The sequence below is a fragment of the Mesobacillus sp. ABV4_180 genome, from assembly GCF_056158485.1.
In genome coordinates, this window is record NZ_JBSWTJ010000001.1 from 2,984,207 (window position 1) to 3,006,982 (window position 22,776).

The window sequence follows — 22,776 nt, forward strand, 5'->3', positions numbered from 1 at the left end:
CTCATTAAGGACATTATTGATTTTCAGCTTTTTCACGCTGTTCTTTTAATACTGCTTTGCGGGAAAGGTTGACCCTTCCTTGTTTATCGATTTCCGTAACCTTTACAAGGAGTTCATCCCCAAGTTTCAGGACATCCTCAACTTTACCGACGCGCTCTTCAGCAAGCTCGGAAATGTGGACAAGACCATCTTTTCCAGGGAAGATTTCTACGAATGCACCAAACTTTTCAATTCGGCGCACCTTACCAAGGTACATCTGGCCAACTTCAACTTCACGGACGATATCTTCGATGATTTTCTTCGCCTTCTGGTTCATTTCTTCATCCACAGATGCGATGAAGACTGTTCCATCTTGCTCGATATCGATCTTTACGCCAGTTTCTTCAATAATCTTATTGATTTGCTTGCCGCTTGGCCCAATGACATCACGGATTTTATCTGGATTGATTGTCATTGTGATGATCTTAGGTGCATATTTTGAAAGCTGGCCGCGTGGTTCCTTGATCGTTGCAAGCATGGACTCAAGAATCTGCATTCGTCCTTTTTGAGCCTGCTGTAATGCTTCTTCAAGGATTTCACGTGATAAACCTTCAATTTTTATATCCATTTGCAATGCTGTTACACCTTTAGCTGTACCAGCCACTTTGAAGTCCATATCACCTAGATGGTCTTCCATCCCTTGGATATCTGTAAGGATTGAATAGTGCTCACCAGATTTGATAAGACCCATCGCAATACCAGCTACAGGCGCTTTAATTGGCACACCAGCATCCATCATCGCCAATGTACTTGCACAAATGCTCGCCTGAGATGTAGAACCATTAGATTCAAGCACTTCAGAAACAAGGCGGACTGTATATGGGAAGTCTTTTTCATTCGGAATGACAGGTTCAAGTGCTCTCTCACCTAGTGCACCATGCCCAATTTCGCGTCGGCCCGGTCCGCGGATCGGTCCAGTTTCACCAACAGAGAATAATGGGAAGTTATAATGGTGCATAAAGCGTTTTTCTTCTTCGATTCCAAGGCCGTCAAGGATCTGCACATCACCCATTGCTCCAAGTGTACAAATGCTCAGTGCCTGAGTTTGTCCCCTTGTGAATAAACCAGAACCGTGCGTTCTTGGAAGCAGGCCTACCTCTGATGATAACGGGCGGATTTCATCGACACCACGACCATCAGGACGGACTTTTTCTTCAGTGATCAAACGACGCACTTCGCCTTTGACGATTTTATCAAGAATTTGCTTAACCATCTTAAGCTTGTCAGCGTCAGCTTCCTGTTCTTCATAGCGAGCGACAACTGCATTCTTCACTTCTTTGATGGCGTCTTCGCGCGCATGCTTTTCCTGGACCTGAATTGCAGCAAGCATGTCACTTTCACAAATACCACGTACTTCTGCTTCAAGTTCCTTATCGATTTCAAAAAGAGTTACTGCTCTCTTTTCTTTGCCAACCTTAGCAACGATTTCCTGTTGGAAAGCGATCAGACGCTTGATTTCGTCATGTCCGAACATGATTGCTTCAAGCATTACTTCTTCAGGAACTTCATTAGCGCCAGCCTCAACCATGTTGATGGCATCCATAGTACCTGCAACGACTAGATGCATATCACTTTTTTCTGTTTCTTCCACAGATGGATTGATGATGAAGTTTCCGTCAATTCTTCCAACCGTAACACCAGCGATTGGCCCTTCAAACGGAATATCTGATACACACAATGCTAATGATGACCCAAACATTGCAGCCATTTCAGATGAACAATTCTGATCAACACTCATGACAATGCTGATCACCTGGACATCATTACGGAAACCGTCAGCAAATAATGGACGGATTGGACGGTCAATCAAACGACTCGCAAGAATTGCCTTTTCGCTTGGTCGTCCTTCACGCTTGATGAAACCTCCAGGTATTTTACCAACTGCATATAATCTTTCTTCATAGTTGACAGTCAAAGGGAAGAAATCCAGATTCTTCGGCTCCTTTGAAGCTGTTGCCGTACTTAATACTGCCGTATCTCCATAACGGACTAGGACAGCACCATTCGCCTGCTTTGCAAGCTGGCCGATTTCGACTGTAAGCTTGCGCCCTGCCCAGTCAAAGGAAAAACTTTGCTTTTCTTGTTCCATGCTTTTTTAGCCCCTCTCTAACACTAAATCCACCCAGGACTTGCCCGGGTATTATTTTAAACAGCACCTATGCATGTCTTATATCAACTTTACCTTTATGAAGTAAAATAAACCTCTGAAAAACTCAGTCTGAATAGGTGTCACCAAGCCTGTCCGCCATTAGTCTGAAAGGCAGGTGGCCTGATGTTATATAAGAAATTTTCAAAAAGACTTTTATGTTATATTATGCTCCAAAAAAGAAGCGCTTAATATCAATAGTTTCTTATGTATCTTACAAAATTTTGCCTAATAAAAAAGCGGGAAAAATCCCGCTTTAACAGACTATCTACGTAGACCAAGCTTGTTGATTAACTCACGGTAACGAGAAACGTCCTTGTTACGAAGGTAAGTCAAAAGGTTACGACGCTTACCTACCATTTTCAAAAGACCGCGACGTGAGTGGTGGTCCTTTTTGTGAACGCGTAAGTGATCGTTCAATGTGTTGATTTCTGCAGTAAGGACAGCGATTTGAACTTCTGGAGATCCAGTATCACTTTCGTGAGTCTTGAACTCGTTGATTAGTTCGTTTTTACGTACTTTTGAGATTGCCATCCGTTTCACCTCCAATAATTTAATCCCCTGTTACCGAGCAAGCGTCGGTGACTCGACTTGCCAAGCAAAGGTTCTTTTTTGATACGTTAATAAGAATACATCTTTTTACGACAAAAAGCAAGTCTAACCCTTGTTTTTTTCAAAGTATAGAACCGCTTCTTGCTTATCTTTCTCGATTTGGGCTACAAGCTGTTGAATGCCCTCAAATTTCTGCTCTTTTCTGAGATGAAGATGCCATTCAACTGCAACTTTTTTGCCATAAATCTCTTCGTTGAAATTAAAGATGTGTACTTCTGTCGTAGGCTTATCTTTCTTCTCTTTATGGAAGGTCGGTTTATAGCCGACATTGCAGACCCCTTCATGCCAATGCCCATCAATTTCAATGCGCACCGCATAAACACCAGTCGGAGGAAGAATGTATTGGTCATCCATTAATACATTGGCTGTAGGGAAGCCAATCGTCCTGCCGCGCCGTTCCCCATTCACGACTGTTCCGCGGGTTGCATAGTGTCTTCCAAGCAAGCCGGGCATAGCGTCCATCTTCCCTTCCCTCAGAAGGGACCGTATCAATGTAGAGCTGATTTTCTCTTCATCTGAAGTGGCCAGCTTAGGGACAACTGTAAAGTCGAACTGGCTGCGTGAATGGAACTGGATGGTCTCCATCGTCCCTTTCCCCATTTTCCCGTAGCTATAATCAAAACCTGCAACCACGTGCTTGACGTTCAAGCCGATTATATACTGGTCGATGAATTCCTGAGGTAAAAGACTGGAGAATTCTGTTGTGAAATGAACAACAAATAAGTAGTCCACTCCCAATGTTTCAATGACTCTAGCTTTTTCATCCAGGGGTGTTATGTACTCAATATGTTTAACACTCTTACCAAGAACAACAGAGGGATGCGGATCAAAGGTCATCACCGCACTTTTCATTCCTTTGGCGTCTGCTGTTTTCCTGGCTTGAACGATTACTTGCTGGTGGCCCAAATGGACTCCATCAAAATAACCAAGAGCCATGACCATGGCCGGGAAATCCTGTATATTGAAATCATGAGGATGGTTTAGCTTAATTAATTCCACGTTTGTTTTCACCTTTTCTGACCAGCTGCTCTTCATTAATGGCTTTTATTGATCATTTCTTAATACTTTATCAGGTTTCATCATCCCAGTCTTTGTAGGATGTGCCCTGTAGATGGCGAGCGCTTTTCCGTCTTCTGTTTCTACCACTATCGGGCCTCCCGTTTCCTTCAAATCATGAGGGATCGTGAGGATTGCACCGTTTTTCACTTTCTCTGCTACTGTATCATTTATGCTAAATTTCGGCAAATGAGAAATACCGAGTTCCAATGGATGAAGTGCGTTTTCGATGGTACCTTCCTCAACCATTGTTTCCAATTGAGTGAATGTATAGCAGTCTTCAAGTGTAAAGGCAGCCGATCTGATCCTCTCCAGGAATGACATATGTGCAGGATAGCCAAGCTTTTCTCCAATCGTCACAGCGAGTGTCCTAATGTAGGTTCCCTTGCTGCATGAAACCCGGAATTTAAAGCTGACTTGCTCTCCTTCAAATGTATCCCGCTCATCAAGAAGTTCAATATCGTAGATCGTCACCTTTCGAGTAGGACGTTCCACTTGAATTCCCTGTCTTGCATATTCATAAAGTTTCTTCCCATTTACCTTCACCGCTGAATACATGGGAGGCGTCTGCTCAATTTCGCCCGTCAATGAGCGGAGTACTGCTTCGATTTCTTCACGAAGAATTACTCTATCTACTTGCTTTTCCTCAACCTTATCCCCGGAAGCATCTTCTGTAGTCGTTGTGAACCCAAGGGTCACTTCACCTTCATATGCCTTCCCTGCATCGGTGATATATTCGGCAATTTTTGTCGCCTTGCCAACACAAATTGGCAAAACACCTGTCACATCAGGATCCAATGTACCTGTATGGCCAACCTTTTTCGTCCTTAAGATCTTTCTTAGTTTAAAGACACAGTCATGTGAGGTCATCCCTGCTGGTTTAAAAAGAGGCAGAATCCCTTCCATATATGTTCCCTCAATTCATTTATGTATTAGGCTATTTCGCTTTTATTATATTGTTGATATCTGATTCCACATCACAAATTTTCTAAGCCATTGAAAAAAATGGATAGACTAGGTGTCTATCCATTTTTAATATCAGATTTTTCGATCTGAAAAGAACAGTCGATTAATCATTTTCTTTGTCTTGTTCGTCCCCAGGCTGCTCTTCTCTTTGCAGCTCATGGATCAGCGAATTGATTCGGTTACCGTATGCCATTGTTTCGTCAAATTCGAAAATTAGCTCAGGCGTTTTTCTCAGGCGGATTCTTTGGCCGATTTCTGTTCTGATGAAACCTTTGGCCTTCGCTAACCCTTTAAGCGTATCTTCCCTCTGTTGTTCGTCGCCTAAAACAGAGATATAAACCTTTGCCTGCTGTAAATCCCCTGTAACCTGGACATCCGTTACGGTTACGAAGCCCACTCGCGGATCCTTGATTTTGCGGCTGATGATATCGCCCAGTTCCTTTTTCATTTGTTCCCCAACACGGTTTACTCTATGACCCATTATCGATCACCTCGTTCTATTAAAGCCATTCTATTTCGGTGATGGTTCGTTCGATCTCTGGAAAAGAATCGATCAATTTCAATGCATTCTGCAGCTCTCTTTCTGTAGAGACCCTGGATGCTGAGACAGCGGCAACTGCAATCGTTGTCCTCTGCCATACATCATGGTGCTCCACTTCTGACACTGAAACATTATATTTCTGCTTCAACCGTGTCATGATCCTCTGCAGGACCGCTCTCTTTTCTTTTAGAGAATGAGCATCGTAGATGATGCACTCACAGGCTGCTAAGCCTACTACCATTAACGTTCCACTTCTTCCATAATATATGCTTCAACTACGTCGCCTTCCTTGACATCATTGAAGTTTTTAATGGTAATACCACATTCATACCCTGCAGAGACTTCCTTTGCATCGTCCTTGAAACGTTTTAGTGCATCCACTTGACCTTCAAAGATGACGACACCGTCACGAATCAGGCGGACGCCGCTGTCACGGGTAATTTTGCCGTCAGTGACATATGAACCTGCAATCGTACCAATTTTTGATACCTTGAATGTCTGGCGTACTTCAGCCTGGCCAATGACCTTTTCAGCATAAACTGGATCAAGCATGCCTTTCATTGCAGATTCGATTTCTTCGATCACTTTGTAAATAATGCGGTGCAGTCGGATATCTACACTTTCTGAATCCGCGGCACGTTTGGCATTATTGTCCGGACGAACGTTAAAACCGATGACAATACCATTTGAAGCTGCTGCAAGAGTAATGTCAGACTCATTGATCGCACCAACACCTGTGTGAATGATTCTTACATTTACACCTTCAACATCCAGTTTCTGCAATGCTGCTGCAAGTGCTTCTACTGAACCTTGAACGTCAGCTTTAATAATTAGATTTAAGTCTTTCATTTCCCCTTGTTTCATATGTTCAAACAATGTATCGAGACTTACGCGTGCTTTTTCACTGCGTTGAGCCTGCAATGCCTGCTGTGAACGAATTTCGCCGATTTGACGTGCTGTCTTCTCGTCTTCAAATACAACGAAACGGTCTCCTGCTAGCGGTACATCGTTCAAACCTGTGATTTCTACAGGAGCGGATGGGCCAGCTTCCTTCACGCGTCGTCCAAGATCATTGACCATCGCGCGCACACGTCCGAAAGTGTTGCCGACAACGATAGGGTCACCGATTTTCAATGTGCCGTTCTGGACAAGCAATGTTGCCACTGAGCCGCGGCCCTTATCAAGCTGTGCTTCGATGACAGTACCCATTGCGTTCCTGTTTGGATTCGCTTTGTACTCTTCTACTTCACTTACAAGCAGGATCATTTCAAGCAGGTTATCGATTCCTTCACCTGTCAGTGCAGAGATTGGAACAAAGATTGTTTCTCCACCCCATGCTTCAGGCACTAAACCATGTTCAGTCAACTCCTGCATAACACGATCAGGGTTTGCTGTCGGTTTGTCCATTTTGTTTACCGCTACAATGATAGGTACATTGGCAGCTTTGGCATGGTTCAATGCTTCAACTGTCTGTGGCTTTACGCCATCGTCAGCAGCAACGACAAGAATCGTGATATCCGTGATTTTCGCTCCGCGGGCACGCATAGTCGTAAAGGCTGCGTGGCCTGGTGTATCAAGGAATGTGATTTTCTTGCCATTTTCTTCAACCTGGTATGCACCAATGTGCTGAGTGATCCCTCCAGCCTCTCCAGCAGTCACCTTCGTGTTGCGGATCGAGTCAAGCAAGGTTGTTTTACCATGGTCAACGTGGCCCATGATCGTAACGACAGACGGTCTTTCAATCAAAGTTGCTTCCTCGTCCTCAGTGAAATAAACTTCAAGGTCAGTAGCGTCGATCTTGATTTCTTCTTCAACTTCAACACCATAATCAGTAGCAATCAATTCGATCGCATCTTTGTCGAGGTCCTGGTTGATTGTGGCCATGACACCTAGCATGAATAACTTTTTAATGAGTTCTGATGGCTCACGATTAAGCTTCTTTGCAAGTTCTGCTACTGTCAACGACTCACTGAACGTGATCTTTGAAGGAAGCTCTTTAACCTTTTTAGGCTGCTGTTGAGCCTGAGGTGGGGTATGCTTGCCTTTATTCTGGTTCTGCTGGTTTCTATTCTTATTGTTTGGTTTGTTCTTATTAAAAGGCTGTGAATTGCCAGGTTTTTTAGCTGCTGGTCCACTTTTTACTTTTTCAGGAGTAGTTGCACGGCGTTCATCGTCTGAAAAAGCACTGGCTGTTGTCTTAAGCTGAGCCTTTGGCTGGGCCTGATTGTTTCTTTGCTGATTTTGCGATTGATTGCGGTTCTGATTCTGACCCTGGCTGCGGTTTTGACCCTGATTGCGGTTCTGTCCTTGTTTCTGACCCTGGCCCTGTGCAGCTTTCGGCTGGCTTTGCTGCTGTTGTTGCGGTTTAGCCTGTGTTTGTGGTTTTTCTTCTTTTTTAATATAAATGGCGTCTAGTCTCCTCACGGTTTCATCTTCCATGGCAGTCATGTGGTTTGAAACCTCGATGTTCATCTCTTTTAGTTTTATTATCACGTCTTTACTCGATAAATTATGCTTCTTTGCATATTCATAAACGCGTGTTTTACTCATATCTTCACCCCCGCTAGAATTAATCGAGCAACGTCAACAGTTTTTTTGCAAAACCCTCGTCCAACAGGGCTACTACAACACGGGCATCCTTCCCTATTGCCTGCCCAAGCTGGTACCGGTCCGGGACCACCTTGCACGTGACATTATAGGAGCTGCACTTGTCGGTAATTTTCTTTGTAGTATTTGCGGATGCATCCGCTGAAAGCAAAATGAGTTTCGCTTTGCCGCTTCTGATTTCTTTTACGGAAAGCTCTTCTCCTGAAATAATCTTCCGTGCTCGATTGGCTAAGCCAAGCAACGACATCCATTGATTTGAATTCATCAGGATAGTCTGTTCTCCTTTTCGATGAGGTCATTCAGCTCATCATAAATTGCATCGCCCACTTGTGTTTCAAGATGTTTGGACAATATATTACGTTTTTTGGCAATCTCGATTGCTTCTTTTTCTTTCGAAAGATATGCGCCACGGCCCGATTTCTTCCCCGTCAGGTCGATGGATACTTCTCCCTCTTTTGAGCGAACGATGCGAACGAGTTCTTTTTTCGGCCTCATTTCACCGGTTGCGACACATTTGCGCATAGGAACTTTTTTACGGCTGTTCACGATCATTCACCTCACATTAATCGATCTCTTCATCTTCAAAATCATCATTTGCAGATAAAAGAGGCTCATTATCGCGTGGATAAATACCGGAATCCCTTGCCTCTGTTTCTGCTTTGATGTCAATCTTCCATCCTGTCAGCTTGGCAGCTAGACGCGCGTTCTGTCCGCGTTTTCCGATTGCAAGTGACAGCTGGTAATCTGGAACGACAACAGTTGTTGCTTTTTCCTCTTCATTCACAATAACGTCAAGAACCTTTGACGGGCTCAAAGCGTTTGCGACAAATACTACTGGATCTTCAGACCATTTTACAATGTCAATTTTCTCGCCTTTAAGCTCATTAACGACAGCCTGTACACGTGTCCCTCTAGGCCCAACGCATGAACCTACCGGATCCACTTCCTGGTTGTCAGAGTGAACAGAGATTTTCGAACGATCCCCTGCTTCACGGGCGACTGACTTGATTTCGACTGTTCCATCATAAATTTCAGGAACTTCGATCTCGAAAAGTCTCTTTAACAGTCCCGGGTGGGTTCTGGAAACGAAAATTTGTGGACCTTTAGTGGTTTTTTCAACCTTGGTGATAAATACCTTGATGCGGTCGTGAGGCTTATAATGTTCGTTCGGCATCTGCTCGTTTGCCGGCAGGATCGCCTCGATTTTGCCAAGGCTTACATAGATGAACTTCGGATCCTGGCGCTGAACGATCCCTGTCATGATATCTTCTTCACGATCGATGAATTCGGAGTAAATGATTCCTCTTTCTGCTTCACGCACTCGCTGTGTCACGACCTGCTTTGCAGTCTGGGCAGCAATCCTTCCGAAATCCTTAGGTGTAACTTCCAGTTCAACGACATCCTCAACCTGATAATTCGGGTTGATTCCCTGCGCTTCTTCTAGAGAGATTTCGAGGCGTGGGTCGAATACTTCATCGACGACTTCTTTCCTGGCAAAAACGCGCATGGATCCGTTCCCAAGATTCAAATCAATCCTGACGTTCTGCGCCTGGTTGAAGTTGCGGCGATAAGCCGAAATCAGCGCTGCTTCTATCGCTTCAATTAAAATGTCCCTGGAGATGCCTTTTTCTTTTTCAAGCACATTAAGAGCATCCAACAATTCGCTGCTCATGAGATTTAAATCCCCCTTTTTTAACATCACAACTATTTTATAATAGATTTTCTAGACAGATTATGAAAAAGTGACAGCAAGCCTTGCGCTGGCAATCTTATCAAATGGAATCACGACTGTTTTCCTGCGAGTCTTGATTTTCACTACAACAGTCACAGTTTCTCCATTGTACTCGGTTAAAGTGCCTTCAAAGCCCTTTTCCCCATCGATAGGCTCATATGTTTTAATGAAAACATTTTTGCCAATCGCTCTTTGATAGTCCTTTTCCTTTTTCAACGGGCGTTCTGCACCTGGAGAGGAAACCTCTAAAAAATAGTTATGCGGGATTGGATCAAGGGCATCTAGCTTTTCGCTAAGGCGCTCACTGACGATGCCACATTCTTCGATATCAATACCGTTGTCCTTATCAATGTATACGCGCAGGAACCAGTTCTTACCTTCTTTTACATATTCGATGTCGACCAATTCAAGTCCGTTTTCATTTAAGATGGGAGTTACTAGCTCTTCCACTACTTCTGTTACCTTGCTCATAAAATCCCTCCTTTTACACAACCTCTAACATTCATTTTCATTTGGTTTTTATCCCCGAAAAAGTGCTTAACAAACAAGAAAGAGCGGGTTGCCCCACTCTCATCTGCCAGAGTTATCCGTAGTATTTCCAATAAAAATATAACATAACCAGTTATTTAATGCAAACAAAGGGTTGCCGTGCTGTGGTTTACAAGGTATCGATTATTCTGTTTCATTTTAAAAAGATAGACTCCCATCAGCAGGAGTCTATCTCTTTTAGAATAATGATAGCTGGTTTTGGTCTGGCATGCCCTGCAGACACCCATGATTGTCGAGGTATTCCAGGATCGTCTTTGAAATTTTCCCGCGCTGCTGGAGGTCTTCTTTTGACAGGAATTCTCCCTCTTCACGCGCCTTGACGATATTGATTGCTGCGTTAGTACCCAGTCCAGGTATCGCATTGAATGGCGGAATCAGTTGGTTTCCTTCAATGATGAATTCTGACGCGCTGGATTTATACAAATCTACTTTGGCAAAGCCAAAACCACGTTCACACATTTCAAGTGCGATCTCCATGACGGTCATCAAGTTCTTTTCTTTGGTGGATGCTTCAAGTCCTTTAGCGTTGATTTCCTCAATCACCGCCCGGATGCTTTCAGATCCACGGACCATTGCATCTACATCAAAGTCATCTGCTCTGACCGTGAAGTATGCTGCATAATACATAAGCGGATGATGGACTTTAAAGTACGCAATCCTGACAGCCATCAAAACATAGGCTGCAGCGTGGGCCTTAGGGAACATGTACTTAATCTTTTTACAAGAATCAATATACCATTCCGGAACCTTATTCTTGCGCATTTCTTCTTCCATTTCATCTGACAGCCCTTTACCTTTACGGACAGATTCCATGATTTTGAACGCAAATGCCGGCTCAAGCCCCTGGTAGATCAGGTATACCATGATATCATCACGGCACCCGATTACTTCGCTAAGATTACAGATTTTATTGTGAATCAGTTCCTGTGCATTTCCGAGCCATACATCCGTACCGTGCGATAAACCTGATATCTGGACTAACTCCGAGAATGTCGTCGGCTTCGTATCCTCAAGCATCTGACGGACGAAACGAGTACCAAATTCCGGTATCCCCAGCGAGCCAGTCTTTGAAATGATCTGTTGTTCAGTAACACCAAGAGATTCTGTACCACTGAAAATCTTCATAACTTCAGGGTCATCTGTCGGAATTGTCTTAGGATCGATGCCACTTAAATCCTGAAGCATCCTGATCACGGTCGGATCATCGTGGCCGAGAATATCCAGCTTCAGAAGATTATCGTGGATCGAATGGAAATCAAAGTGGGTTGTTTTCCATTCAGATGTGTTACTGTCAGCTGGGAACTGAATTGGTGAAAAATCATAGATATCCATGTAGTCAGGCACTACGATAATTCCTCCAGGGTGCTGCCCTGTTGTCCTCTTTACACCGGTACATCCTGACGCCAGGCGGTCAATTTCCGCGCCTCGGAGCTGGAGGTTGTTGTCCCCCTGGTAGCCTTTCACATAACCATAGGCAGTCTTATCAGCAACCGTACCGATCGTTCCCGCACGGTATACATACTCTTCACCAAACAATACTTTCGTATAGTTATGGGCACGCGGCTGATATTCACCCGAGAAGTTCAAATCGATATCGGGAACCTTGTCCCCTTTGAAACCAAGGAAGGTTTCAAACGGAATATCGTGTCCATCTTTTTTATACTTAATATTACAATCCGGACAGTCTTTATCTGGAAGGTCGAAGCCTGAACCGACCGATCCATCGTTAAAGAACTCTGACTTCTTGCACTTCGGGCACACATAGTGCGGCGGCAGCGGGTTAACCTCTGTGATTTCTGTCATCGTTGCAACAAAGGAAGATCCGACCGACCCACGCGAACCTACAAGATAGCCATCGTCCAATGATTTCTTAACGAGTTTATGAGAAATCAGGTAAATAACCGCAAATCCGTTATCGATGATACTCTTTAATTCTTTTTCAAGACGAGCTTCGACGATTTCCGGAAGATCATCGCCGTAAATGCTGCGCGCCATTCCGTAACTCATGCTGCGCATTTCTTCGTCGGCGCCTTCGATTTTCGGCGTGTACAGATCGTCCTTGATTGGCTTGATGACATCAATCATATCAGCAATCTTATTGGTGTTTTCCACAACGATTTCTTTCGCTTTTGCTTCTCCTAAAAACTTAAAGGCATCAAGCATTTCATTTGTTGTCCGGAAATGGACATCCGGGAGCTCGTGGCGGTTCAACGGGTTCGCGCCACCCTGAGAACTGATCAGGATCTTGCGGTAGATTTTATCATTTTCATTTAAATAGTGTACGTTGCCGGTGGCTGCTACTGGCAGATCCAGCTTCTCGCCAAGCTTGACGATATTGGTAATGATATCTTCCAGCGCCTTCTCATCCCTTACCAATTCGAGCTCGAGCAAGTGGGCATAAACTGCTTTAGGATGAACCTCAAGGTAATCATAAAAGTGAGCTGCTTCCTCAACTTCCTCAGGCCCCTTTTGCATCATGCCCTCAAAGACTTCACCTTTGTCACAGCCAGAGCCTATCAAGATTCCTTCACGATGCTTATTCAACACAGAACGAGGAATCCTTGGCACACGGTAAAAATAATCAATATGCGAAATTGATACCAGCTTAAAAATATTTTTCAAACCGATTTCATTTTGGGCAAGCAGTGTCGCATGATAAGGACGAGCACGCTGGTATGCCTTGCCCTGGCCCATATTGTCATTCAGCTGGTCGTGATATTCGAGCCCCTTTTCAGCTGCATCCTTCAACATTTTCAATAGCAAATAACCTGTGGCTTCAGCGTCATAAATCGCACGGTGATGCTGAGTCAATTCAATATCGAATTTTTTCGTTAACGTGTTCAATCTGTGGTTTTTCATGTCAGGATACAGGAAACGTCCAAGTTCAAGTGTGTCGATGACAGGATTTGTCGCTTTTCCCAAACCGATTTTCTTGTAGCCGACATTCAGGAAGCCCATATCGAATGAAGCATTATGTGCTACCAGGACACAGTCGCCTGTCCACTCATGGAACTTCAGCAGTACTTCACTTACTTCGGGCGCATTGCGGACCATATCATCCGTGATTCCGGTTAAGTTAATCGTCGTTGCTGATAAACGGTGATGAGGATTTGCAAAAGATTCGAACCTGTCGATGATTTCACCGTTGTGCACCTTTACAGCCGCGAGTTCGATGATCGTATCATATACGGCTGACAGACCTGTAGTTTCAACGTCAAAGACAACATACGTATCTTCTGCCAGTACTCGGTGAGCATCATTATAAGCAATCGGTACTCCATCATCCACCAGATTTATTTCGACACCATAAAGTATCTTGATATTATTTTTCTTTCCAGCACCGAAAGCTTCTGGGAAGGACTGGACAACCGCATGGTCTGTGATTGCCACTGCTTGGTGTCCCCATTTTGCTGCCTGGGATACAAGTGTACTTACAGGTGTCACCGCATCCATCTGGCTCATCGGTGAGTGGAGATGGAGTTCAACACGTTTTTCGCCTTCAGGAGCCGAATCGATTCTTCCCTTAGGCTTGATTTCATTGATGTCATTGCCGATCATGACAAGGTCCCGTACAAATGTATCATTTTGAATGCTTCCGCGCACCTTCAGCCACATACCTTTAGACACCCGCTGGTAAAGTGCGGCGTCTTCCTTGTCGCGAGAGAACATTTTAACCATGATAGAGCTTGTGTAGTCAGTTATTTTGAATGTCAATAACGTTCGGCCGCTGCGAAGTTCTTTCGTTTCAGCAAAGAATACAAAACCTTCAATTGCTACTCTGCGCTCTTCATCGACGATGTCTTCAAGCTTGCGGAAGTCCGCGTCATCCTTGATCGTCAGACCGATCGTAAGAGGCCCGTCCTGCTGAGGAGCATCCCCCTGTGCCTTTTCGGCTTCTTTCTTTTGCATCTCAATCATCGCCATGAGACCGCGTTCCTGATCTTCCTTTTCTTTCGCCTTCATGAACTTTTCATATTCATCGGAAGAACTGTCTTCACTTACGACAGTATCAATCGTCAATAACGGAAAGCCAAAGCTCTGATATATTTCGGCAATGACACTTCCGTATTTCCTTTTGAGGGCAAGCCCCTCCGCTTCATTCCTTGCACTTAAAACGATTTTAGTTCCCTGAATTTTCGGGATTTGTTCGTTTAAGAGTTTTAACAGCGGAGGTGAAATTCCATCGATTTCTTTTATGCATACCTTCCAGTAATCCAGGATTTCCTGTTCATGGATTGCCTGTTCGAGTACATTTATCGAGTATGATATTTTGGCAATATGCGAGAATGTTTGTTCCAGCTTGCCCGTAAACGTGCTATACAGCGTGCACGGTATGATTTTTTCAAACTGGAAATAGAAATGCCATTTCCTTGCCTGTTTTTCAACGATCACCCTGTCAATTTCAGCATTGTGAAAATGAGTGACGATCGCATCTTCCGTTAGCTGCAGTTGCTGCAGCAGCAGCTGAAACCTTTCTTTTTTACCCGAAGAAAGATCACCCATGGATATTTCTCTCCCATCTGAAAAGCTTGTAATTCTATCTATCAGGGCAGATCCCTGTTAAATGACTCTAGTCATAAGCCGTTGTTAGCAAAGGTTATTATAACATAAAATAATGAGGCCGTTATCGGTGTTTGATATTTCCATTTGAGTGCTTAAAATATTTTTCGATAACCAGGAAAAAGGTGCTTTCCATCGAGAAAGCATTCAAAAAGCGGACCCCCTTGAGGATCCGCTGGCTATTATAGTTCCTGTAAAATATTCTTTAAGATTCCCGCTAAATCGTCTACATGGACTTCTTGCATTTCGCCATTTTTGCGGATTTTGACTTCCACGATTCCTTCGCTGGCTTTTTTGCCGACAGTTATTCTGACTGGCAATCCCATCAGATCAGAATCAGCAAATTTAACTCCAGGGCGTTCCTGACGGTCATCAAAAAGTACTTCAAGGCCCGAAGCCTGCAAACTTGTGTATAATTCTTCAGCCAATGCAGCCTGTGCACTGTCCTTCATATTCACTGCGATGAGATGTGCATCGAACGGTGAAATGTTAGTTGGCCATACAAGGCCATTGTCATCATTGAATTGTTCAGCTACCGCGGCCATCGTTCGGGAAACACCAATTCCGTAGCAGCCCATGATCATCGGCTGTGTCCTGCCGTTTTCGTCAAGGAATACAGCGTTCATTGCCTCGCTGTACCTTGTTCCAAGCTTGAATACATGTCCAACTTCAATGCCCTTCGCAAAGACAATCGTTCCTTGTCCGTCTGGTGATGGATCTCCTTCTTTAATGAAGCGGAGGTCTGTATAAGCGCTCACCTTGAAATCGCGGTCCGGGTTCACGTTCTTAAAGTGATAATCTTCTTCATTTGCACCACAGACACCATTAACGATTGCTTGCACGGCCATGTCTGCAATAACCTCTACGTTTTCCACTCCGATCGGTCCTAATGAACCAACTGAGCATCCAAGAACCTCTTTCGTTGTATTTGCATCTGCTAATTCAACAACTGAAGCTTCCAGGAAGTTCTTCAGCTTAATATCGTTAACTTCATGGTCTCCTCGGACCAATACAAGGACATGACGGTCGTCTACCTTGAACAGCAAGGATTTGATGCAAGCTTTATCCTCTACTTCCAGGTATGAAGACACTTCGTCGATTGATTTCTTGTTTTCTGTGTGTACCTTTTCAAGTTCCAATGCTGGATCACTGTTTTTTTCATAAACAGCTGATACAGGCGCCATTTCGATATTGGCTGCATAATTGGATGTATCCGAATAAGCAATTGTATCCTCACCGATATCGGACAGCACCATGAATTCATGTGTATCCTTCCCGCCCATTGCACCTGAATCCGCAATTACAGCACGGAAATTAAGGCCACAGCGCTTGAAGATATTCGAATAGGCCTGGAAGATCCGGTCATACACTTCGTCAAGACTTTCTTTTGTGGCATGGAAGGAGTAAGCATCCTTCATGATGAACTCACGTCCGCGCAACAAGCCGAATCTAGGACGCTTTTCGTCACGGAATTTTGTCTGGATTTGATATAGCGTCAATGGCAGACGTTTATAAGATTTCACTTCGTCACGGACTAGGCTAGTTATGACTTCTTCATGAGTTGCACCAAGAGCAAACTCACGGTCATGCCTGTCCCTTAACCTCATTAACTCCGGACCATAAGAGTACCAGCGGCCGGATTCCTGCCATAGTTCTGCCTGCTGAAGAGCGGGCATGAATAATTCAGCCCCACCAGCATTATTCATTTCTTCACGGATAATTGCCTCTACCTTCTGGAGGACCTTGCGTCCTAAAGGCATGTATGTATAGACACCACTTGCGTTCTGGCGGATGAATCCCGCTCGCAGCAACAGCTGATGGCTTTTAACTTCTGCGTCAGATGGTACTTCTCTTAAAGTAGGAATAAGCGTCAAACTCTGTTTCATTGATTACACCTCATTAGGATAAAAAATAGTTGCATATTTTATGCAGGCTGTATTAACCATGCTATTTAATTTCATCAATCTTCATAATACAAAAATTGTCCTGCCCGGATTTCTCCGGGCAGGAATCTTTTTAAAGAAAGAATCTTTGTATATCATTCCATGTGACCACCAGCATCAGCAGCATCAAAAGTGCAAAACCAATAAAGTGGACCATTCCTTCTTTCTGCTTGTCGATCGGCTTCCCTCTAAGGGCTTCTACCGCAAAGAATGTCAGCCTGCCCCCATCAAGTGCCGGGAATGGAAGCAAATTCATGATTCCAAGATTGATGCTCAGAATCGCAGCCCACTTCATGAGATAGAAGATGCCAGACTTTGCAACGGTATCAGTTGAAACATAAATCCCGACAGGTCCCGAAAGAGCATCGATTGAAAATTGGCCAGTAATCAATTTCCCAAGCATTGAGAATATTTCTGTTGTCCAAAAATAGGTTTCCTTTACTCCATAAGTAATGGACTTTAATGGAGACTTTTCAACAGGATTATACACACCAATCAATCCGATTTTCTCACCTTCGACTTCCTTCGACTCAGGAGTGACGGGAATTTCGATGTTTTCTCCATCGCGGACGATTGAGAAGTCAAGTTCATTGCCAGGATTTTTACGGATAATTTCAACGACATCCTGCCAGCTCGAAACCTCTGCCCCTTCTATGCTATTAACGATGTCGCCCTCTTTAAGACCGGCATCAAGGGCACTTCCATCTGGAGTTAGCTTTCCAAGAACCGGTTCATTGGAAGGGATGCCCTGGAAAAGCGCAAGAATGATGAAAATCACCATAGCAAGAAGGAAATTCATCATCGGACCTGCAAAGATCGCCATCGTTCTTTGACCTAGGGTTTTTGAACCAAACTGCCTGTCATAAGGTGCGATTTGTGTTTCGGTTCCGTTCTCTACTAGTACGGCAGTTTTGCTGATCTGGAAGGTTTTAAGCTGTGTATCATCTTCCCCTTCTTCATACCCTTTAATAAATAGATCATGCTCGATATCTGCTTTCTCTACTTCTATTATCCGGGCATCAGGATACTTTTCTTTGTTGTTAAGTATGATTTTTGTAACTTCTTCGCTGGCATTGAAAAGTAATCCAACTCTATGGCCAGGCTTAATCTCAATCATCTCAGGGTCTTCGCCAGCCATTCTGACAAAACCGCCAATAGGCAGGAGCCGGACGGTATAGGTTGTTTCATTTTTTCGGTGCGAGAAGACTTTCGGGCCAAATCCAATGGCAAATTCACGGCATAGAATGCCCGCCCGCTTTGCAAATATCAAGTGCCCAAGTTCGTGGAAGAACACTAGGGCGCCAAAAATGACGATAAAGGCAATAACTGTATTCAAATTATCTAACCACCTTTTTTAAGGATAAGAATCCACTTCTTCTAACCTTATGACAATCAGTCTTTATAAAAGCGAATTTATTAAAGATCTTGTCTGCTTGTCAACTTCTTGTATTGTTTCAAGGTCAGGATTTTCTATGATATCATGGCTCTCCATTGCTCTTTCAATCAAGTCTTCGATTTGCAGGAAAGTGATTCTGTCTTCCAAAAAGGCAGCAACTGCAGCTTCATTCGCTGCGTTCATGACTGCAGGCAATGTGCCTCCAGCCCTGCCAGCTTCATAGGCGAACTTCAGGCAGCGGAAACGGTCAAAATCCATTTCCCTGAAATGCAGCTTGCCAATTTCCGCAAGATTCAGCCTCTTGCCTGATACTAACGGCAGCCTGTCCGGGTATGTAAGTGCGTATTGGATTGGCACCTTCATATCAGGTGTACCAAGCTGCGCAATGATGCTTGTATCATGGAACTCTACCATAGAATGGATGATGCTCTCACGATGGAGAAGCACGGAAATGTGGTCATAGGGCAGGGAGAAAAGCCAATGAGCCTCGATCACTTCCAAGCCCTTGTTCATCATTGTGGCCGAATCGATTGTTATTTTTGCCCCCATCGACCAGTTAGGATGGTTTAAAGCGTCTGCTTTCGTGACCCCTTGCAACTCTTCCCTTTTTTTATCCCTAAAGCTTCCTCCCGATGCTGTAAGTATCAGCCTCTCGATATTTTTTTCTTTCTCACCCTGCAAAGCCTGAAAAATGGCTGAATGCTCACTGTCGACCGGGAGGATCGCCACGTTATGGCGCTTCGCTTCCTCCATCACGATGTGTCCGGCGGTTACAAGTGTTTCCTTATTGGCAATCGCAATCATCTTTCCAGCTTTGATCGCCTTTAGAGTTGGGCTTAGACCAACACTGCCAAGGACTGCATTGACAAGAACATCAGACTGATGATAAACGGCTGCTTCCTCGAGCCCATCTTGGCCAGATACAATTTTTACGCTTGGAAACTCATTTTTTAAAGTTTCAGCGTCTGTCTTTTCCTGGACAGAGACCATCTCAGGATGGAACTCATTCATAATTTCCCTTGTAAGCTCCACATTTCTACCTGCAGACATCGATACGAGTTTAAACTCTTCTGGATGCTCCCTGATTACATCGAGTGTCTGGATCCCGATTGATCCAGTAGCACCGAGCAAGCTGATTTTCTTCACAATGTTCACTCCTAAATATCACAACGGGAAGCAAAAGACCCGGTATTATCAACTTGTTATTAGCCTTGACTGCTCGGCAGACAGGCCAGGATCAAGATCTTTTCTACAATACTTATAACAGATGGAAAAGATGGATTAATGGCCAGACAAACAGAAGGCTGTCAAACCGGTCAAGAATTCCTCCATGACCTGGAAGGATATTTCCTGAATCCTTTACATTGTAATAACGTTTCATTGCGGACTCAACAAGGTCCCCAATCTGGCCAAAAACAGACAAGAATGCTGTCGCAGCCAAAAGAACTAACGCTGAAACGTCCATGTCCCCGAAGAAGCTGAACAATGCTGCAACCACAAGCGCAGATGCAACTCCGCCAAAGAAACCCTCTGTCGTTTTATTCGGGCTGATTTCAGGCCAAAGCTTGTGCTTTCCTATCGCTTTTCCGATAAAATACGCCCCTGAATCGGTAGCCCAAATGATGAATAGGGAATAGAATACATAAATCAGGCTGTCTTCCCTGGTTTCTATGAAGAAAAAGAAACCCAGCCCAACATATAATGTGGACAGTACAGAAAAAGCGACATCCTCAAATGTGAAGCGGTTCTTCGTAATGACTGTATAAGTCAAGAATATAAGGACACCAAGAAAAAACAATTCCATTTTTGAATAATTAATACTTTGAAGTATGTCCTGATATTGTTCTGGAATCATGAAAACCCAGAGGAGAATCAATGAAATGATCCCAGGGACAGAAAATAACTCTAACTTTCTCATTTTCAATGCCTCATGTAAAGCCACGGATGCGATTAAATAAACCATGGCAATAAATGGCCAGCCTCCAAATATAACGATTGGAAGAAAAACGGCTGCTGCTGCGACTGCTGTAATGATTCTCTGCTTCATCTATTCATTCACACCTTTTTTATACTCCTCCAAAACGCCGCTGGCGGCCCTGGAAAGCTTCAATTGCTTCGACAAAATGCTCCTCGCTGAAGTCCGGCCAAAGCACTTCTGTAAACCAGAACTCTGAATAAGCAAGCTGCCAAAGCATAAAATTGCTTAAGCGGATTTCGCCGCTTGTCCTGATTAGCAAATCGGGATCTTTCATTTCCTTAGTCATTAAATAGGAAGAGAAAGTATCTTCGGTCAGATCATCTTCACTCATTCTGCCACTTTTAATATCATTTAAGACGTGTTTTACCCCATCAAGAATCTCTGCCCTACTGCCGTAATTAAGGGCAAAATTCAATGTCAGCCCTGTGTTTCCCTTCGTATCCTCCATCGCTTTGCCTACTGCTCTTTGCGTATGCTCTGGAAGCTTATCCTTGTATCCAATCATTTCGACCCGGACATTTTCTTCGATCAGTTCCGGCAGGAATGTTCCCAAGAATTCTTCAGGCAGCTTCATTAGAAAATCGACTTCCATCTTTGGCCTCTTCCAATTCTCTGTTGAAAAGGCATAAACGGTTAGGGTCTTGACACCTAATTCATTCGCAAGCTTGGTTATTTTCCGGACAACCTTCATGCCTTCATGATGGCCTGCCACACGCGGCAATGCACGTTTTTTTGCCCAGCGCCCATTGCCATCCATGATAATGGCAACGTGAGAAGGGACTTCATGTTCTTTAATTTGTTTTACTCGATCACGGAGACTAGAAGGATTTTGATCCTTCTTCCATAGATTCATTTTATTTAGCATTAGGACAGCTCCCCCAATAGATAATCTTTAGCTCCGATCAGTATTGCGCAGAGTCTATACCTGACAGGCATTACATAGAAATAATACGCAAATTGGCCGGTGATGGCACGACAGGCCAGGCATTCCAATTTTCAAAAGTTGCCCATTTTTCTTTCATTCCCGCATGCCACTATCATACCAAAAAAGAAAAAAGATATCTCTATAAATGGATGGATTGATGTGAATGTGTTACACCAGCCTGCTCCGCATAAGGACGGATATAGTCTCATAAAAGACTATGTTCTTAATAGGTAAAACAGAATATAATTACCCAACATTATTATATTCTATCAATAAGACTCTAATCGTAAACTCATTGCTTTACTATCAATTAAAGTTTACGATCACCTTTTTTAACTAATCTATTATGTATAGAGAAAAAACCCCCTGGAAAACAGAGGGTTTTCGATGTACACACGGTATGGAGGCTTTCTTACACTTCCATGATTTCTTTTTCTTTGTCTTTAGTGATCTGATCGATCTTGACAATATGCTCATCAGTAAGCTTTTGAATATCATCAGAATAACCGCGAAGATCATCTTCAGTGATCTCGCCGTTTTTCTCAAGCTTTTTCAAATCTTCGTTGCCATCACGGCGAATGTTGCGGACAGCGATTTTCGCTTCTTCCGCTTCTTTTTTAACAAGCTTGGCAAGTTCCTTACGGCGCTCTTCAGTGAGCTGAGGAATTGCGATCCTGATGATTGAACCATCATTTGATGGATTCAAACCAAGATCAGATTTAAGGATTGCTTTTTCAATTTCGCCCAGGATTGTTTTATCATAAGGCTGGATCACCAGCAAACGAGCTTCTGGTACGGAGATACCAGCAAGCTGGTTAACAGGAGTCGGGGCACCGTAATAATCCACCTGGACTCTGTCTAACAATGAGGCACTTGCTCTTCCGGCACGGATACTTGCAAGTTCGCGAGTGTATGCTTGAATCGCTTTTGTCATTCTTTCCTTAGCATTAGCAATTGCTTGTTTCGGCATTAGTTTTTCCCCCTCACAATTGTTCCGATTGTTTCACCCATAACTGCTCTTTTAATATTACCTTTCTCCATAATAGAGAATACAATTAATGGGATATCATTGTCCATACATAGGGATGATGCTGTTGAATCCATTACAGCAAGTCCTTCCTTCAATACGTCAAGATATGAAAGTTCATCGTATTTCGTAGCGTTCTTATCAACCCTAGGGTCTGCAGAGTAAACGCCGTCAACATTATTTTTAGCCATCAGGATGACATCGGCTTCGATTTCCGCAGCGCGCAACGCAGCTGTAGTATCTGTTGAGAAATATGGGTTGCCAGTACCTGCAGCAAAAATAACGACACGTTTTTTCTCAAGATGCCTGATCGCTCTTCTTCTGATATAAGGTTCTGCCACCTGACGCATTTCGATGGAAGTTTGAACCCTTGTCTCAATACCCGCCTGTTCAAGACTATCCTGCAATGACAGGGAATTCATGACCGTAGCGAGCATGCCCATATAGTCTGCCGTCGCTCTGTCCATTCCCATTTCTTCACCGATTTTGCCTCGCCAGATATTTCCCCCGCCTACTACAACTGCGACTTCCACATCAAGTTCTGCAATCTCTTTCACCTGGTCTGCAACATTTTTGATTACCGACGGATTGATGCCAAATCCTTGTTCTCCGGCTAAAGCTTCTCCACTTAACTTTAAAACAACTCTTTTGTATTTTGGGCTGGTCATAGGGTACCTCCATATGTAATTTATAAAGCTA

At 43.8% G+C, this 22,776-nt stretch carries 19 protein-coding genes; all 19 read right to left on the reverse strand.

Annotated elements, in window-relative coordinates; translation table 11 throughout:
- Window positions 1-13 precede the first annotated feature (13 nt).
- The 19 genes from pnp to pyrH all read right to left on the reverse strand — a co-directional run bounded on the left by pnp (window position 14) and on the right by pyrH (window position 22,745).
- The gene (gene pnp / locus ACXAEA_RS15340) at window positions 14-2,128 is read right to left on the reverse strand and encodes a polyribonucleotide nucleotidyltransferase (RefSeq protein ID WP_475096752.1); all 2,115 of its coding nucleotides are present in this window, start codon (window positions 2,126-2,128) and stop codon (window positions 14-16) included.
- Between the two features lie 321 nt (window positions 2,129-2,449).
- The gene (rpsO, locus tag ACXAEA_RS15345) at window positions 2,450-2,719 is read right to left on the reverse strand and encodes a 30S ribosomal protein S15 (protein ID WP_475098139.1); all 270 of its coding nucleotides are present in this window, start codon (window positions 2,717-2,719) and stop codon (window positions 2,450-2,452) included.
- 123 nt (window positions 2,720-2,842) lie between these two features.
- Entirely contained in the window at window positions 2,843-3,796 is a 954-nt protein-coding gene (ribF, locus tag ACXAEA_RS15350; protein WP_475096753.1) for a bifunctional riboflavin kinase/FAD synthetase, read from the reverse strand.
- A gap of 45 nt (window positions 3,797-3,841) precedes the next feature.
- Window positions 3,842-4,759 (reverse strand): tRNA pseudouridine(55) synthase TruB, encoded by a 918-nt coding sequence (truB, locus tag ACXAEA_RS15355; RefSeq protein WP_475096754.1) that lies wholly within the window; start codon window positions 4,757-4,759, stop codon window positions 3,842-3,844.
- Between the two features lie 163 nt (window positions 4,760-4,922).
- Window positions 4,923-5,300, reverse strand: a complete 378-nt coding sequence (gene rbfA / locus ACXAEA_RS15360; protein ID WP_475096755.1) for a 30S ribosome-binding factor RbfA — start codon at window positions 5,298-5,300, stop codon at window positions 4,923-4,925.
- A gap of 19 nt (window positions 5,301-5,319) precedes the next feature.
- Entirely contained in the window at window positions 5,320-5,601 is a 282-nt protein-coding gene (locus ACXAEA_RS15365; RefSeq protein ID WP_475096756.1) for a DUF503 domain-containing protein, read from the reverse strand.
- Window positions 5,601-7,910 (reverse strand): translation initiation factor IF-2, encoded by a 2,310-nt coding sequence (gene infB / locus ACXAEA_RS15370; protein ID WP_475096757.1) that lies wholly within the window; start codon window positions 7,908-7,910, stop codon window positions 5,601-5,603. Before infB ends, ACXAEA_RS15365 begins: the two co-directional genes overlap by 1 nt.
- Window positions 7,911-7,929: 19 nt before the next feature.
- A complete protein-coding gene (locus ACXAEA_RS15375) occupies window positions 7,930-8,232 on the reverse strand; it encodes a YlxQ family RNA-binding protein (RefSeq protein WP_475096758.1) in 303 nt (100 codons plus the stop codon).
- Window positions 8,232-8,513 (reverse strand): RNase P modulator RnpM, encoded by a 282-nt coding sequence (rnpM, locus tag ACXAEA_RS15380; protein ID WP_475096759.1) that lies wholly within the window; start codon window positions 8,511-8,513, stop codon window positions 8,232-8,234. Before rnpM ends, ACXAEA_RS15375 begins: the two co-directional genes overlap by 1 nt.
- A gap of 16 nt (window positions 8,514-8,529) precedes the next feature.
- Window positions 8,530-9,639 (reverse strand): transcription termination factor NusA, encoded by a 1,110-nt coding sequence (gene nusA, locus ACXAEA_RS15385; RefSeq protein WP_475096760.1) that lies wholly within the window; start codon window positions 9,637-9,639, stop codon window positions 8,530-8,532.
- Window positions 9,640-9,699: 60 nt separating this feature from the next.
- Window positions 9,700-10,170 carry a ribosome maturation factor RimP gene (rimP, locus tag ACXAEA_RS15390; RefSeq protein ID WP_475096761.1) on the reverse strand — a complete coding sequence of 157 codons (471 nt, stop codon included), beginning with the start codon at window positions 10,168-10,170 and terminating at the stop codon, window positions 9,700-9,702.
- Between the two features lie 255 nt (window positions 10,171-10,425).
- Window positions 10,426-14,751: a PolC-type DNA polymerase III gene (locus tag ACXAEA_RS15395; RefSeq protein ID WP_475096762.1), complete on the reverse strand. Its 4,326-nt coding sequence runs from the start codon at window positions 14,749-14,751 to the stop codon at window positions 10,426-10,428.
- A gap of 239 nt (window positions 14,752-14,990) precedes the next feature.
- A complete protein-coding gene (locus ACXAEA_RS15400) occupies window positions 14,991-16,694 on the reverse strand; it encodes a proline--tRNA ligase (RefSeq protein ID WP_475096763.1) in 1,704 nt (567 codons plus the stop codon).
- A gap of 130 nt (window positions 16,695-16,824) precedes the next feature.
- A complete protein-coding gene (rseP, locus tag ACXAEA_RS15405) occupies window positions 16,825-18,087 on the reverse strand; it encodes an RIP metalloprotease RseP (RefSeq protein WP_475096764.1) in 1,263 nt (420 codons plus the stop codon).
- A 63-nt stretch (window positions 18,088-18,150) separates the two neighbouring features.
- Complete coding sequence (gene dxr, locus ACXAEA_RS15410) at window positions 18,151-19,293, reverse strand: 1-deoxy-D-xylulose-5-phosphate reductoisomerase (RefSeq protein ID WP_475096765.1); 1,143 nt, start codon at window positions 19,291-19,293, stop codon at window positions 18,151-18,153.
- A 112-nt stretch (window positions 19,294-19,405) separates the two neighbouring features.
- Complete coding sequence (locus ACXAEA_RS15415) at window positions 19,406-20,194, reverse strand: phosphatidate cytidylyltransferase (RefSeq protein ID WP_475096766.1); 789 nt, start codon at window positions 20,192-20,194, stop codon at window positions 19,406-19,408.
- 19 nt (window positions 20,195-20,213) lie between these two features.
- Window positions 20,214-20,990: an isoprenyl transferase gene (locus tag ACXAEA_RS15420; RefSeq protein WP_475096767.1), complete on the reverse strand. Its 777-nt coding sequence runs from the start codon at window positions 20,988-20,990 to the stop codon at window positions 20,214-20,216.
- Window positions 20,991-21,462: 472 nt separating this feature from the next.
- Entirely contained in the window at window positions 21,463-22,020 is a 558-nt protein-coding gene (gene frr / locus ACXAEA_RS15425) for a ribosome recycling factor (RefSeq protein ID WP_475096768.1), read from the reverse strand.
- The gene (gene pyrH, locus ACXAEA_RS15430; protein WP_102262217.1) at window positions 22,020-22,745 is read right to left on the reverse strand and encodes a UMP kinase; all 726 of its coding nucleotides are present in this window, start codon (window positions 22,743-22,745) and stop codon (window positions 22,020-22,022) included. The genes frr and pyrH overlap by 1 nt, the downstream gene beginning before the upstream one ends.
- Window positions 22,746-22,776 lie beyond the last annotated feature (31 nt).

Bases quoted from the DNA above. Each gene is read 5' to 3' on its own strand.
- pnp (WP_475096752.1), bottom strand. From the start codon at position 2,128: ATGGAACAAGAAAAGCAAAGTTTTTCCTTTGACTGGGCAGGGCGCAAG.
- rpsO (WP_475098139.1), bottom strand. From the start codon at position 2,719: ATGGCAATCTCAAAAGTACGTAAAAACGAACTAATCAACGAGTTCAAG.
- truB (WP_475096754.1), bottom strand. From the start codon at position 4,759: ATGGAAGGGATTCTGCCTCTTTTTAAACCAGCAGGGATGACCTCACAT.
- rbfA (WP_475096755.1), bottom strand. From the start codon at position 5,300: ATGGGTCATAGAGTAAACCGTGTTGGGGAACAAATGAAAAAGGAACTG.
- ACXAEA_RS15365 (WP_475096756.1), bottom strand. From the start codon at position 5,601: ATGGTAGTAGGCTTAGCAGCCTGTGAGTGCATCATCTACGATGCTCAT.
- infB (WP_475096757.1), bottom strand. From the start codon at position 7,910: ATGAGTAAAACACGCGTTTATGAATATGCAAAGAAGCATAATTTATCG.
- ACXAEA_RS15375 (WP_475096758.1), bottom strand. From the start codon at position 8,232: ATGAATTCAAATCAATGGATGTCGTTGCTTGGCTTAGCCAATCGAGCA.
- nusA (WP_475096760.1), bottom strand. From the start codon at position 9,639: ATGAGCAGCGAATTGTTGGATGCTCTTAATGTGCTTGAAAAAGAAAAA.
- rimP (WP_475096761.1), bottom strand. From the start codon at position 10,170: ATGAGCAAGGTAACAGAAGTAGTGGAAGAGCTAGTAACTCCCATCTTA.
- ACXAEA_RS15395 (WP_475096762.1), bottom strand. From the start codon at position 14,751: ATGGGTGATCTTTCTTCGGGTAAAAAAGAAAGGTTTCAGCTGCTGCTG.
- ACXAEA_RS15400 (WP_475096763.1), bottom strand. From the start codon at position 16,694: ATGAAACAGAGTTTGACGCTTATTCCTACTTTAAGAGAAGTACCATCT.
- ACXAEA_RS15415 (WP_475096766.1), bottom strand. From the start codon at position 20,194: ATGAAGCAGAGAATCATTACAGCAGTCGCAGCAGCAGCCGTTTTTCTT.
- ACXAEA_RS15420 (WP_475096767.1), bottom strand. From the start codon at position 20,990: ATGCTAAATAAAATGAATCTATGGAAGAAGGATCAAAATCCTTCTAGT.
- frr (WP_475096768.1), bottom strand. From the start codon at position 22,020: ATGCCGAAACAAGCAATTGCTAATGCTAAGGAAAGAATGACAAAAGCG.
- pyrH (WP_102262217.1), bottom strand. From the start codon at position 22,745: ATGACCAGCCCAAAATACAAAAGAGTTGTTTTAAAGTTAAGTGGAGAA.